Here is a 13,875-nt window from a genome sequence, read left to right as displayed (position 1 = left end):
GGACGAACGGATCGACCGATTCGCCGAGACCCTTTCGTATGAGCCTTCGCAAACGCCTCGTCGTGCTGATCGGAAGCGTCTTTCTCGCCGTGATCGCGTCCGACAATGCACGCGCCACGCGCGACTGTGGCGTCCAGCCCTGCCTCGGGTGGCAGTTGGTCGACGGTTTGTGATCTGCCTGTCAGGAAACGCGTTAAGGCACCGTCAAGCCTAACGAAAGCTTCGGTTTCGTCGACACTTTGAAAGATCTCGTAACCACGTCGCTGAAGTTTCCCGCGACGGGGTCGTGACGATGCCAATCGATTCAAACATCGAGGCCAGGCTGATGGGACGGTGGCGTCCTGCCGTCCGGATCAGTGTATCGGACCACCCGACATGTTTCATTCCAAGCTGGCGTCCGCGATCGCGGTTCTGTGGCTTTCGAGCGCGTTGAGCCCGGCGATCGCAGGCTCCGATCGACAAGCCCCGGAGGTCGCGCCGCAAGCGCAGTCGTCCAATTATGGTGGCGGCCTCATCGAATTTATGATGACCGGCCGCTCCCCCCAGCCGTCTGCTCGCGCGCTGCCCCGCGCCCCGCGTAACATAGCCAGCGCCGCGACCGGGGAAGCCGAGCCGCAGGCCTTTTCGTCGGGACCAGCCGGCTACGAGATGCCTCACAAAGCGGTCGATCCCGCCTTCGTGAAGCAGGAGGTCTCTTTCGACGGGCAGCAGGCGGCCGGCTCGATCGTGATCGACACATCGAACAAGTTTCTCTACCTCGTCGAATCGCCCGGCCGGGCGCTTCGTTACGGCATCGGTGTCGGTCGACCCGGCTTTCTTTGGCACGGCGAAAAGACCATCACGCGCAAGGCCGAATGGCCGGATTGGACGCCGCCGGTCGAGATGATCAAGCGTCGCCCGGACCTGCCGTCCCATATGGTCGGCGGCATTGCCAACCCGCTCGGCGCCCGCGCCATGTATCTCGGCTCGACGCTCTATCGCATCCACGGCACCAATGAACCCGACACGATCGGCACCAATGTCTCGTCCGGCTGCATCCGCCTGACCAACGACGACGTGACCGACCTGTTCAGCCGCGTCCGGGTCGGCACAAAAGTTTTCGTCATGTGAACTTTTCCGGGCCGCAGGCATTCCTTCAACACCGGACCCACCCGCAAGGGTGAAAGCGAAAGCCGTCTCGACCCAACCGAGGCGGCTTTTGCGTGTCTGGACCATGCCGCCGAGGGTCAGGCGCGTGGATGGGCGTCGCGATACGCCTGCATGAGCCGTGCGCTATCGACCGCGGTATAAATCTGCGTCGTCGAGAGAGACGCATGGCCGAGCAGTTCCTGGATGCTGCGAAGATCGCCGCCACGGCTGAGCAGGTGGGTCGCGAAGGAATGGCGCAGCGCATGCGGCGTCGCGCTGGCCGGCAGCCCAAGCGTGCCGCGCAACCGCTCGACCGTGAGTTGCACCACGCGCGCCGAAAGCGGGCCGCCCCGCGTCCCTACGAAGAGCGGGCCAGCCGGCGGAAGAGGCAGCGGACAGAGCGACAAATAGAGCTCGATCGCTTCGGCCACCACCGGCAGCACCGGCGTCATCCGGGTCTTGTTGCCCTTGCCGAGGACAACGACATGCCCCTTGCCGAGCGGAGCCTGATCGCGACGAAGACCCAGCGCCTCGGAAATGCGGAGACCCGACCCATAGAGGAGAGCCAGCACGGCGGCATCCCGCGCCGCCACCCAGGGGGGCCGTCCCTCTTCGGCTAGGGCCTCGGCTGTCGCCATCTGGCGTGCCTCTGCCACGGGGATCGGTTTGGGCAACCGGCGGCTGAGCTTCGGGCTGCGCGCCGCCGCGAACACCGCCGCCTTGCCGACACCGGCGCGTTCGAGATGACGCGCAAAGGACCGTAAGGCCGCCAGCGCACGCATCAGCGAGCGGCCTTCGATTCCCTCCCGTCGGCGGGCCGCCATGAAGGCGCGGAGATCCGGCGGCGTCAGACCCTCGAACCGCTTGAGGGTGACGCTTTCCCCAAAATGCTCGCAGAGGAACGACAGACACTGCCGCAGATCGCGACGATAGGCTTCAGAGGTCTTGGGTGAAAGCCGCCGCTCGGTCTCGAGCGCGACGATCCAGGCCTCTGCTTCGGCGACGAGATCCGGGGCGGCTCCGGGGAAGACGAGGCTCATGCGGCGGGCGCTCCATGGGACGTTAAGCTGCGACACATACTGGCGACGCCGCCTTAACAACGGCCTTCTCGGTCAATCCCGGTCCGACGCGTCGAACGGCAGGCTTGACCCGGCCCCGAGCGATGCCGAATGTCCGCCCGACGCACGATCAACGTCGATGGAGATGTAACATGCTCGCGCCAAAGCCCGGCCGGTTCGATATCGTGGTGGCGGGGTCTGGCGTTGCCGGGTTGAGCATGGCCTTGGCGGCTCGCCAGGGCACCCGCGCGCGGGTCGCGGTCTGCGATGCGGGGCTCGAGGCCGACCCAGCGCACACGTTCCGCGCCGTTTCGATTGCGGCCGACTCGCGCCGCCTGCTCGAGCGGCTCGGCGTTTGGGCGGCGGTGGCCGAGAAGGCCCAGCCGATGACCGAGATGGTGCTGACCGACGCCCGACCGGGTGCGGTGCCGCCGCCTGTCTTTCTCGACTTTACCGGCGACGCCGCTCCCGGCGAGCCCTTCGCCCATATGGTGCTGCTGGACGACTTGCGCGCGGCGCTCCGTCTCGCCTGCGAGGAGGCCGGCATCGCTTTGATGCCGCAGGTGGTGGTCGACTTCACGGCCGATCGGAACAGCGTCCGGATCGATCTCGGGATTGATGAGCCCTCGCTGGTGGCGCGCCTGCTGATCGCGGCCGATGGGCGACGCTCGCGCCTGCGCGACAAAGCCGGCATCAAGACGACCGGATGGGACTATGATCAAAGCTCGGTGGTGGCCACCATCGCGCACGAAGAAGACCACGGCGGCCGGGCGACACAACATTTTTTGCCAGGCGGACCGCTCGCAATTCTGCCGATGTGTGCGCCCGATGGGTCTCGCCGTCGGTTTTCGCTGGTCTGGACGGAGCGAAGCGAGGAAGCGGCGCGTCTGCTGACCCTCGACGATGCGGCCTTTCTGAGCGAGTTGCGTGACTTGATCGGCCATGGCTACGGCGACTTGCGGCTGGAAGACAAGCCGCGCGCCTATCCGCTGCGGGTCAACCTCGCCCGCACCTTGATGGCGCCCCGCTTCGCTCTCATCGGAGACGCGGCACGCACGATTCATCCGCTGGCGGGCCAAGGCCTGAACCTCGGTCTCCGCGACGTCGACGCTCTTTCGATCCGCATCGCTGAGACCATGCGGCTCGGCCTCGACCCCGGCGCTCCGGACGTGCTCGAACCCTACCAGCGTGCAAGGCGCGCTGACGCGACCGCCATGGCGGCCGCCACCGACATCATCAACCGCCTGTTTTCCAATGACATCACCCCGCTGCGACTGTTGCGCGACTTCGGGCTCGGCTTGGTGGATCGCTCGCCCGGCCTGAAACGTCGGCTCATCGGACAAGCCGCCGGAACCTCGCCGCAGGCGCAGAGCCCTCGCCATGGCGCCTGACATGGCTCCGTTCGAAGGGCTCTCGGCCTTTCCGATCACGCCGGCCGACCCCTCAGGCCGCGTCGATACGGCGGCGCTGCGCGGGTTGATCGAGCGACTGGCGACGGCGGGTGTCGATTCGATCGGACTGCTCGGATCGACCGGCACGGCGGTCTATCTCTCTCGCGACGAGCGGAAGCGCGCGATCGATGCTGCGCTCGATCAACTCGCCGGCCGAACGCCTGTGATCGTCGGCATCGGGGCATTGCGGACCGACGAGACCATACGGCTCGGGCAAGATGCCGAGGCGGCTGGCGCTGCGGCGGCGCTGCTGGCCCCGGTTTCCTACGCGCCGCTGACCGACGACGAGGTCTTCACGCATTTCGCGACGGTCGCGCGATCGATCACCCTACCGATCTGCATCTATAACAATCCCGCGACGACGCATTTCACCTTTTCGGCCGCCCTGGTGGGCCGGCTAAGCGCGCTACCGCGCGTCGTCGCGGTCAAGAATCCCGCACCACCCCTGGACATGATGGCGGAGCACTTCGCCGATCTCAGGCAGCACGTACCGGCGCGCTTTTCGCTCGGCAGCAGCGTCGACGCACGCGCCATCGAGGCCATGCTGGCCGGGGGTGCCGCCTGGTACAGCGTGATCGCGGGAATTCTTCCCTCGCCCTGCGTCGCGGCCGTCAAAGCCGTTCGCGCCGGCGATGCGGCGGAGGCTCGACGGATCGACGCGGCTTTGCGGCCGCTGTGGGATCTTTGCGTCGAACATAGTGGATTACGGGTCGCCTATGCGATCGCCAAGGGGCTTGGGCTCACGTCCAGCTTGCCGCCCCGCCCTGTGCTGCCCCTGTCGGACGAACGACAACGGCGCGTCCTCGACATTGTGCGGATGATCGACCCCACCGGGACCTGACAGCCGCTCGAGCGCCCTCTTGTCTAACTCCGCGCGATTTTCGGAGATTCAACGACCGCAAGGGCGGCCCGAAACGCGGCGTCGATATCGAGCACCGACGTGTCGAGCGTGACGGCGTCGCTGGCCGCGCGCAACGGAGCCACGCCGCGTGACGAATCCCGATCGTCACGGCGGATGATGTCGGCCAGCACGGCCTCGAAATCGACCGGCTCGCCGCGCCCGGCGAGTTCCAGCGCGCGCCGTTGCGCCCGCACCCGCGCCGTGGCGGTGACGAAAATTTTGACGTCAGCGTCGGGGCAGATGACCGTGCCGATGTCGCGGCCATCGAGCACCGCTCCCTCCGGCCGACGCGCGAAGGCGCGCTGCGTCTCGATCAAGGTGGCGCGCACATCGGGAATCGCCGCCACCACGCTGGCGGCTTCACCCATCTCCCGCCCGCGCAGCACAGTCTCGTCGAAGTCGATCAAGCCCAGGCTGCGGGCCGCCGCCACCGCCGCCATCTCGTCCACCAGCGGGCGATCCGCTTCCATCAAGGCGCGCGCCGTCGCCCGATAAAGCAGGCCGGTGTCGAGATGCGGCAGTCCGAAATGCCGCGCGAGCCTGCGCGCCAGAGTGCCTTTGCCGGACGCGGCCGGACCGTCGATGGCGATAATCACCGGGCCGTCACGCGAAGACCGCGCCAAGCATCGTCATGCTGGACTTGAAGGTCGGAAAGCTGGTCGCGATCATGCTCTCGTCGTCGATCGTCACGGGCGTCTCGGCCGCGAGCCCGAGACAGAGGAAGCTCATGGCGATGCGGTGATCGAGATGGGTCGCGATGGTGCCGCCGCCACGCACACGCCCCTCGCCGCCCTCGACCAGGAGATCGTCGCCCTCGATCTGATACGACACGCCGACTTCGCCAAGCCCCGCCGCGACCGCGGCCAGCCGATCGGATTCCTTGACCCGCAACTCATGCAGCCCGCGCATCCGCGTCGTACCCCTGGCAAAGGCCGCCGCAACCGCGAGGACCGGATATTCGTCGATCATCGAGGGCGCGCGTGGGGCCGGCACATCGACGCCCGTGAGGTCGGATGCGCGAATGCGGAGATCCGCCACCGTCTCGCCCCCTTCGAGCCGCTGATCGAGAATATCGATCGATCCGCCCATCTCGATCAGGGTCGTGATCAGCCCCGTTCGCAACGGGTTCATCATCACGCCTTCGAGAATGATATCGGAGCCCGGTACGATCAGGGCCGCCACGAGCGCAAAAGCGGCTGACGACGGGTCAGCCGGAACCGCGATGGGCGAGGGCCGCAACGCGGGGCGCCCCGCAAGCGTGATCCGGCGGCCGGTCTCGCCGAAAGGCTCGACACGAACGTCGGCGCCGAAATGCGTCAGCATCTTCTCGGTGTGATCACGCGTCGCCTCGGCTTCGATCACCGTGGTGGTGCCTCGCGCGTTCAAGCCGGCTAGCAGAATGGCCGACTTGATCTGCGCCGAGGCGACCGGCGTCTGATAGGTGATCGGCAGCGGCTCCGATGTTCCTCTCAGGGTGATGGGGCAACGCCCACCCTCCCCCTGGTGGAGAACCTCGGCTCCCATCTGTTCCAGCGGATCGAGGATCCGCCGCATCGGCCGCTTCCGCAGGCTGGCATCGCCATCGAACACGGCGCTGACGCCGCCACCCCCGACGACGCCCATCATGAGGCGCGACCCCGTCCCGGCATTGCCGAAATCCAGCGTCTCGCGCGGGGGGAGCAACGAGCCGATGCCGACACCATCGACCGTCCACTGTCCCGGTCCATGTCGCTCGATTCGCGCGCCGAGCGCTTTGCAGGCCTCGCCGGTCCGCATCACGTCGTCGCCTTCGAGCAGACCGGTGATCTGCGTCGTCCCCACGCTGAGGAGCCCGAAGATGAAGCAACGGTGCGAGATCGACTTATCGCCCGGCGGTTTGAAGCGCCCGCGCAAGGCGACGCTCTTCCGGGCCGTCAAAGGACGCGGGTTCTGCCCATGAGCGGCCGTGCCGCCCCCGTTGCTCGCTTCACCATCCTGCGATTGTTCCGACGCCACGTGCTACCCGGTCCTAATAGTCCGACGCTGGATCACTGATCGAGCATCGCGTGAAAGACGAACCGCACCGACACACCCTGGCAAGGCTGTGCAAAGGCCGGCATGAGACAGACGGCCGCGTGCGAGGCGACGCTCGACGGACCGCTGCGCTCGTAACATGGGGCGTCAGAGCTGTCATCCACAAGCCAAGCAGCGGTTTCGATCGATCGATCGCGACCCGCAAAGCCCTCGTGTGGGCGCATCCAGGCCTGCTCGGTCCGTCGCTGGGGACACTTCGCATTTGACAGGCGTGTCGGAGCCGACTAACGGGGTGCGCTCGATCAAAACGGACGCGTCCCGTCCCCGGCGTCGCCTAAGGATTTCTTGAACGTGGCAAAACCGGAACTTGGCGCCAAGCGCCAGTGTCAAAACTGCAGCACTAAATTTTTCGATCTGAACAAGGATCCGATCGTCTGCCCGAATTGCGGGACGGTGTTCCAGGCTCTTCCTGTGGCGCGGGTGGCGAGAGCCGCACCCGCCGCGCGCGATGAAGGCGATGTCGAGGCGGAAGCCGCAGGCGCCGAGATCGTGTCGCTGGAAGACGTGGAAGCCGGCGAAAAGGTCGAAGCGGCCGCCGAGGATGACATTGAGGTCGATGATGTCCCCGCGGACGACACGTTCCTCGAAGAGGAAGAAGAAGAAAACGACGATGTGGCCGATCTTATCGACGGCGATATCGAGGACGACGAGGAAGCCTGAGGGTGACCGACCCGGGGTGCAAAAAAGTGCATCTCCGGGGCTTGTGAAAGGCATCGAATCAAGTCTATACAGCCGCTCCGCTGAGCGGCGGCAGGCTTCGGTTCCGATCATATTTGATCTGACCGTCCCTGCCATCGACTGGATCGTTGCTCCCAAGCAGCGTTGGTGCGGAACGTGGGGCCATAGCTCAGTTGGGAGAGCGCTTCAATGGCATTGAAGAGGTCGTCGGTTCGATTCCGTCTGGCTCCACCATCGATCTAAGCACTTAGCTATTTCATCCTCTGTGCGTCAGGCTTTTGTGTCAGCACAATACCAATTTTTTTCGGAGTGATGGTGCCCCGTTTTTGGCTGCCACGAGGGTTACCCCGCTAAGCTCTTGGCTAGGTCGGGGTGACGTGACCCCCGAAATCTCCTCCACGCGGAGCTAGAGTCCGGCCCATTGAAGGGACGGACGGATGAAGAAGTCGAGGTTTTCGGAAGAGCAGATCATCGGCATCCTAAAGGAGCAGGAAGCCGGCGTGCCGGTGGCCGAGCTGTGCCGCAAGCACGGGATGAGCGACGCAAGCTTCTACACCTGGAAGGCTAGGGATGGCGAGCTGGACGTGTCGGAGACCAAGCGGTTGCGTGGCCTCGAGGCCGAGAAGGCCAAGCTGAAACGGCTCCTGGCGTAGGCCATGCTGGACAACGTGGCGCTGAAGGATCTGCTGGGAAAAAAGTGGTGACGCCTGCCGCGCGACGGGAGGCCGCAGCGTATGTGCAGGCGGCCTTTTCGATGAGCAAGCGGCAGGCGTGCCGGGTGATTGGGGTCGATCGGAGCAGCGTCCGCTACCGGACGAGCAAGCCGGACGATGGCGCGCTGCGCGCGCGGCTGACGGCGCTGGCGCAGGAACGGCGGCGTTTTGGCTACCGGCGCCTGCACGTCCTGCTCCGGCGGGAAGGGCGGGCGGTCAACAAGAAGCGCGTGCAGCGGCTCTATCGCGAGGAGAAGCTGATGGTGCCGCGGCGTGGCGGACGCAAGCGGGCGGTCGGCACGCGCCAGCCGATCGGCGTGCCGCTGCAGCTCAACGAGCGCTGGAGCCTGGACTTCGTCTCGAACCAGATGACCGACGGCCGCCGGTTCCGCATCCTGGCGGTGGTCGACGATTGTACGCGCGAGTGCCTGGCACTGGTGCCCGACACCTCCCTGTCAGGAGCCCGCGTCGCCCGGGAACTCGACACCATCGTCGGCCAGCGCGGCCGACCGACGGGCATTGTCAGCGACAACGGAACGGAGTTCACCTCGAACGCCATCCTGGGCTGGGCGGACCGCAACAGCGTCAGATGGCATCACATCGCTCCGGGCAAGCCGCAGTAGAACGGCTTCATCGAGAGCTTCAACGGCCGGATGCGGGGCGAGGTGCTCAATGAAACCCTGTTCCGCTCCCTGGCCCACGGCCGGGTCGTGCTGGCTGCCTGGCGGCGCGACTACAACGAGCAAAGGCCACACTCCAAGCTCGGCTGGCTGACGCCGAGCGCATATGCCGGAGCCCTGTCCGGAAACGCCGGCCAGGGCCCCGAGCACGGGATCAGATCACACGCCGCCTCCAGTTTTGCCTGGATGAGAAACGGGTATCACGTCAGAACCCGCCGTGCATCGTAGCCGCTGTCTGACACCTGCAGCACGTGGCATATGAAGCGGATCGGCCACGTACCGGTGTGATCGCGGATGAGCCTGAACCTTATCGGAACACCTCCGCGGCCTCGCCGATGGTTTTTTCAGGACGTCGCGCTCCGTACGGGCGCGATCAAGATCCCCTTCAGCCGCGCAATCTCGGCCGGGTAATGCAGAGGCGGCACGTTGGCGGCGACCGCGTATAAACGAGCAACGCCGGAGTAGGGGCCACTCGCCACTTTCGCAGCATCGAAGGCGAGATGCTTACCCTTGGTGGCAATCTGCATCGACGACCGAACGCTACTCTCGAGCAGCGCGACTGCCTCCCGTTTAAACTCAGGAGCGAAATCCTGCCTCGTCTTGCTTATCCAAACACCTTTCAGGCTCAACCCAGCGCATTAAAGGTTTCCACCCATACCAGGGACGATCATGATAAGTCTGCCCCGTCCCTCCGCATCATCCCCTCCGTCCGATCCTAACCTCTTACCATTAGCGTCACTTCCCAAGGGCAGACCTTTGATGTCGCCCGGATATGACGACGGATCCTGTCCGCGGACGGCATCGAGATCAGATGAAACGGCAGGGTTGCGGGATACCACAGAGGATGAACGCTCGGATCATGATCGAGCGCGCCGCCCCAGCGTCGACGCATCAGCGCCCGCTCCGCCTGGTTTCGAGCGGCCTTGTCGACCTGCAGATGATCGAGCCCGCGAGACTTCGATTCGTGGTGATACAGGCTGATCGCGGGTGTCCATATGACCTTGAGACCAGATGAGCGAAGCTTCAAGGCATAGTCGAGATCGCTATAGCCGACCGGAAGAGTGACGTCATCGAAGCCTTGGTGGGCCAGAAAAACATCGCGGCGCGTGGCCAAAAATGCACCCGTGACAGCGCTGGCGCTTCGAGTGACCTGCCAGCGCCGCAAAGGACCTGGGCTGTCGGCAGGTTCATAGACGCCATCGTGAATGGCGGACCCTTTCCAGCCAAAAAGAACGCCGGCATGCTGGAGCGTGTCGTCGTCGTAAAGCAGCTTGACGCCAACAGCACCCACATCGTCTCGCTCGAGGAGACCGCGAATCCGACGATCCCACCCGCTTGTCAGCATCCGCATATCGTCATTGGCGAAAACCAGATGGGGCGTGTCGACCGATGCGGCCGCCTGATTGTTCAATCGCGACCAGTTGAAGGGCTCGTCGATGACCCGTCGCTCGATGCGGCCGGATGCGGCCAGCTTTTCGAGGAGGGCCAGGTCGGTCGAGCGAGTTGTTCCATTGTCCAAAATAAGCAGCCGCAACGCGTCCGGGTTTGCGGCCTTGGCGACAAGACTGTCGACCATTGTCGCAACATCGGCCGCATTGTCGCGCGTCGGGATAATGACGGTCAGCCCCGCTTCTGGTCGAACAGGGCGCCACGTCACCATGTCGCCATCCGGTCCCGTCAGGTCGAGTCGGGCCTCAAGGCCATGACGGGCGAGGTGAGCCGCGACGGCGGCACGATGGTCGGCGGAACGGTCGGGTAGCGGCTCGGTGCTCGAGGTCAGGCCAAATGGCACATGGCCAACCTGACCGGCCATCGCGAGTTCCAACAGCCAGGAACTCCGACCCCAACTGGTCGACTGTGGTGACGCATCGCCCGAGCCGAGGTCGGAAGAACCGCCGTGCAAAGGCGAAAGCATCGACCGGAATGTCGCCGCCTTGATCGCGAGGGTTTCACCAAAGACGTTCGCGTCCAGCAACGTGTCGTAATCAACGACCTGACGTAGAACCGGATCTGAATGCACCACATGATCGTCGATGGTCGTTGCGAGATCGTGATCCGCAATGAAAGCCGTGGCGGGTCCGAGTTCCGCGGAGGCGGCGAACCATGCGAGCGCATGGGGATGGAGCGTTGCGCCCTCTTGGAAAAAGACGAGCCAACCCGTCGAGACGGTGACCGCGCCGCGCAGCTCTGCTTCGAGTTCGGTCCAAGTGTCTTGTGCCTCGATCCACGCGACGCGAGGATCGACGATGGCTGCAGCTGCGAAGATGCTGGCCCGCGCGGCGTCCCGCCCGAGACCGATCAAGCGCCAATCCTGGAGTGACTGGTCGCGAATGGCTGCAACTTGAGCATAAAGCCGGTCTAAGGGCTCGCGATCCGCCAGCAGCAAGAGCGTGAATGTCTGTCGTGACGCGACCGGAGGGGCCGGGATTGTGAAGAGATTGCGAAAATCGCGGTAGGACGCGATCGGGAAGGCAAGCTGGGACATCGGATCAGGCAGCGCCGCGATCGTCCGGTCGATCGCGTCGCGCATGCCTTCCAATTGGTGGCTCATGGCCAGCAACGGATCGAGCGCGCCAGCGCGGAGTTGCGCGTCGAATAAGCGGTCCTGCTGTGCCCTCTCGCCCGCAGCCGCAAGTTCGTTCGCGGCCGCAAATAACGTCGGATCGGCCGCGACGGCGGACCGATACGAGTCCAACGCCTGACCGCGACGCCCCATCAGCTTATAGGCATGGCCGAGTTGAAGATGGGCTTCGGCATCCTGCGGGTCGCTCATAATGATCTGCCGATAAGCCGCCTCGGCCTCGCAGAGCTCACCGCTGTCTTTCGACATATTGCCGTATTGCAGGCGGATGTCGTTCCGCTCCGGAAGAAGTTGGAGAACGGAACCGTAGAGCTCCGCCGCTTTTTCTGTCGCTCCCGCATCCCGGAAGCCATTGGCCAAAGCGATCAGGGAAGCCGAATTTTTCGTCGACGTCGACGCTGCGACAACCGCTCTGGCCGCCATCGATGCTAAGCGTTTCAAGATGACGTGCACGATCGACCTTTAAGACAACGCCACATGCTTCCCAAGCGGGATGGGCCATGTGGCAATCGACTGTCAAGTATCGAGGGTGATCAAGGCACCCGTTCACGCAACGTGAGGTTGCAGTGACGTTTAATGATCTCGCTAACTAGGGCAAGGCGTTGTTTCTACACCCAGCAAGGCCCGCCATACTCGACCGCGAGTTGAATAGCCGCCCGTCCAGAAGGACTATTTTTTCGATGATGCGCCTGCGGGTGGTTGAAGGATCGGGCATGGACCTAAGCGGGTCCGCCGAGCAAGACCCCTGGGCGGAGATCGCTGGCCGCCACATCGGGCTTGCCTCCGCCGCTCGTGAAGAGGCTGGCACTACCACAGCCACCCTTGCTCGATCTGGTCAGCGGCGGGAAGGCGTCGACCTCAGATCGCGGGCTCGGTGCCGGCCTGGCCCGTCTTGCGAGACTCCTCCCGGGCGGATTGACCATCCCGGAAGGATTTGCGTTTTAAATCATCACATCGCGTGGTGACGCATCATGCGACGGTGATGCATCATCATGCCGCGATGATGCATCATACCATGGTGGTGCATCATCCGCTCGTGATGCATCATCATGCTCCGATGGTGCATCATTTCGGCGCTGGCGGGAGCCGCAGCGGCCCCGAGCGATGCGATCAGGATGGTGCACGCACAAATCAGGCTCTTGGTCTTCGTCAAAACTGCCTCCACAAAGCATGTCGGCGCGTTCGCCTCGAACCCACCTGACCTGACAGTTACGCGCGATGAGCAACAAGGTTACATTGTGGCCACGGTCTTGCTGCGAACAGGCTGACATTCGAACGAACATGTGGCGGCGTCGCACCGCTTTGACGGTGCAAGAATATCACGCGACGACCTGGATCTGTGGATGACGCGCGGCTGTCATAAAAGGCGCTTGCGCCTGATCTCTGAATCGGTATCATTCCTATGTCTTTGATCTAGCGAAAGGAGGTGATCCAGTGTCTCATTGTTTCATGCTTGGTACCCGAGCCTGGACGATCGATTTCTCGGTGAAAGCTGAGATCGCCTAGTCGCCTACGGTTCGTACCCGAGCCGAACAATGTCGAGGGGCTGCTCTAACGGGCGGCCCCTTTTCATTTGTGGCGGTGGAGCCAGGCGCAAGCCTCCCTCCGGCAGGCCCATGCGGCCAGCCATGTCAAACTTTGCCAAGCCGGCGCTAGCCGACTAGATACACATCCATCAGGCACGGGCACAGGGCCTGGGCCGCCTTCGCCTGTCTGATCATGACCGAACAAAGCCCGGCCGACGTCCTCAACGAATTGCGCGTCGATATCGACCGCATCGATGCGGCCATGCATAATCTTCTGATCGAGCGAGGCGGCATCATCGAACGTCTGATCGCCGTCAAGTTCAGGCAGGGCGGCGGATCGGCGTTTCGTCCCGGCCGCGAGGCCGAGATGATGCGGCGCATCGCCGAGCGACATCGCGGCCCGTTGCCGCTCGACACGGTCGAGAGCATCTGGCGCGTCATCATCGCAACCTTCACGTTCGTCCAGGCGGCTTATTCGGTGCATGCCGACATGACGGCCGGCGATGCGGCGATGCGTGACTCGGCGCGGTTCCACTTCGGCTTCACGGTGCCGCTTGTATCCCACCTCGGCGCGACGGGCGTCATCGAGGCGGTCAATCGGGCCAATGGCGACCTCGGCATGATCGGCATCGACGCAGAAGCCTCGGGCGGCGCGTGGTGGGCACGCCTGACTGAACCCGACGCCCCGAAAATTATCGCGCGGCTTCCGTTCGTCGAACGCAGCGATCATCCGGCGGGGCTCCCCGTGTTCGTCATCGCCCGGTCGACCAGCGTCGCGGCCGTTCGCGATGTCGTGCTTCACTCGGTATCGGTCGAGCGCTGGCGTGATGGGCTACCGGCCGCGATCGGGGCGATCGGCGGCTCGATCATTGGAAACGTCGGCGATCAGATCGGTCTGGTGCTGTTGGTCGCGACACCCGGAGCGCTGCCGCCCGACACGCTCGCCGATACGCTGCGGCCCATTGTCGGAGAAGCCAGGATCGCCGAAATTGGAAGCCATGCCGCTCGTTTCGATTTCGATACGCAACCGCTTCCGGCCTCTTTCATCTTTCCGTCCTGACATTCTCGCTGAAGAGCTGCTGATCC

General features: G+C 64.3%; 12 protein-coding genes, 1 tRNA gene and 1 pseudogene. 8 read left to right on the top strand and 6 right to left on the bottom strand.

The features are described from left to right. The first annotated feature begins 38 nt into the window (after positions 1–38). Together LGH83_RS20005 and LGH83_RS17395 are read left to right on the top strand one after the other, a co-directional pair. Complete coding sequence (locus LGH83_RS20005) at positions 39–173, top strand: hypothetical protein (RefSeq protein ID WP_264479045.1); 135 nt, start codon at positions 39–41, stop codon at positions 171–173. A gap of 202 nt (positions 174–375) precedes the next feature. Beyond that, the gene (locus LGH83_RS17395) at positions 376–1,110 is read left to right on the top strand and encodes a L,D-transpeptidase (protein WP_227399717.1); all 735 of its coding nucleotides are present in this window, start codon (positions 376–378) and stop codon (positions 1,108–1,110) included. 116 nt (positions 1,111–1,226) lie between these two features. On the opposite strand, the gene LGH83_RS17390 is transcribed toward LGH83_RS17395, so the two are convergent. After that, a complete protein-coding gene (locus LGH83_RS17390) occupies positions 1,227–2,168 on the bottom strand; it encodes a tyrosine recombinase XerC (RefSeq protein ID WP_227399716.1) in 942 nt (313 codons plus the stop codon). A 170-nt stretch (positions 2,169–2,338) separates the two neighbouring features. On the opposite strand from LGH83_RS17390, the gene LGH83_RS17385 reads away from it, so the two are divergent. Continuing rightward, positions 2,339–3,577 (top strand): FAD-dependent monooxygenase, encoded by a 1,239-nt coding sequence (locus LGH83_RS17385; protein WP_227399715.1) that lies wholly within the window; start codon positions 2,339–2,341, stop codon positions 3,575–3,577. A 1-nt stretch (position 3,578) separates the two neighbouring features. Beyond that, positions 3,579–4,478: a dihydrodipicolinate synthase family protein gene (locus tag LGH83_RS17380; RefSeq protein ID WP_227399714.1), complete on the top strand. Its 900-nt coding sequence runs from the start codon at positions 3,579–3,581 to the stop codon at positions 4,476–4,478. A gap of 23 nt (positions 4,479–4,501) precedes the next feature. Here LGH83_RS17380 and cmk read toward each other — a convergent pair whose 3' ends face one another. Both cmk and aroA read right to left on the bottom strand, forming a co-directional pair. After that, positions 4,502–5,134 carry a (d)CMP kinase gene (gene cmk / locus LGH83_RS17375; protein ID WP_227399713.1) on the bottom strand — a complete coding sequence of 211 codons (633 nt, stop codon included), beginning with the start codon at positions 5,132–5,134 and terminating at the stop codon, positions 4,502–4,504. Positions 5,135–5,141: 7 nt separating this feature from the next. Next, on the bottom strand, positions 5,142–6,533 hold the full coding sequence (gene aroA, locus LGH83_RS17370; RefSeq protein ID WP_413771065.1) for a 3-phosphoshikimate 1-carboxyvinyltransferase: 1,392 nt from the start codon (positions 6,531–6,533) through the stop codon (positions 5,142–5,144). Positions 6,534–6,902: 369 nt separating this feature from the next. On the opposite strand from aroA, the gene LGH83_RS17365 reads away from it, so the two are divergent. The 3 genes and pseudogenes from LGH83_RS17365 to LGH83_RS17355 all read left to right on the top strand — a co-directional run bounded on the left by LGH83_RS17365 (position 6,903) and on the right by LGH83_RS17355 (position 8,910). After that, entirely contained in the window at positions 6,903–7,271 is a 369-nt protein-coding gene (locus LGH83_RS17365; RefSeq protein WP_131114623.1) for a TIGR02300 family protein, read from the top strand. Between the two features lie 176 nt (positions 7,272–7,447). Next, positions 7,448–7,523, top strand: a tRNA-Ala gene (locus tag LGH83_RS17360). Positions 7,524–7,726: 203 nt separating this feature from the next. Next, a pseudogene (locus LGH83_RS17355) lies at positions 7,727–8,910 on the top strand (IS3 family transposase). A 116-nt stretch (positions 8,911–9,026) separates the two neighbouring features. On the opposite strand, the gene LGH83_RS17350 reads toward LGH83_RS17355, so the two are convergent. The 3 genes from LGH83_RS17350 to LGH83_RS17340 form a co-directional block, all read right to left on the bottom strand. Then, on the bottom strand, positions 9,027–9,209 hold the full coding sequence (locus LGH83_RS17350; protein ID WP_227399712.1) for a hypothetical protein: 183 nt from the start codon (positions 9,207–9,209) through the stop codon (positions 9,027–9,029). 188 nt (positions 9,210–9,397) lie between these two features. Further along, on the bottom strand, positions 9,398–11,686 hold the full coding sequence (locus tag LGH83_RS17345) for a glycosyltransferase (RefSeq protein WP_227399711.1): 2,289 nt from the start codon (positions 11,684–11,686) through the stop codon (positions 9,398–9,400). A 526-nt stretch (positions 11,687–12,212) separates the two neighbouring features. Further along, positions 12,213–12,416 carry a hypothetical protein gene (locus tag LGH83_RS17340; protein ID WP_227399710.1) on the bottom strand — a complete coding sequence of 68 codons (204 nt, stop codon included), beginning with the start codon at positions 12,414–12,416 and terminating at the stop codon, positions 12,213–12,215. 566 nt (positions 12,417–12,982) lie between these two features. Between LGH83_RS17340 and LGH83_RS17335 the strand changes: the two genes are divergently transcribed. After that, positions 12,983–13,849 (top strand): chorismate mutase, encoded by an 867-nt coding sequence (locus LGH83_RS17335; protein WP_227399709.1) that lies wholly within the window; start codon positions 12,983–12,985, stop codon positions 13,847–13,849. Positions 13,850–13,875: the final 26 nt, after the last annotated feature.

This window comes from Lichenihabitans sp. PAMC28606, from assembly GCF_020616535.1.
In the GTDB taxonomy this organism is placed as follows: domain Bacteria; phylum Pseudomonadota; class Alphaproteobacteria; order Rhizobiales; family Beijerinckiaceae; genus Lichenihabitans; species Lichenihabitans psoromatis.
Note: the sequence above shows the minus strand (reverse complement) of the source record. Positions and strands in the feature narration are given on the sequence as shown.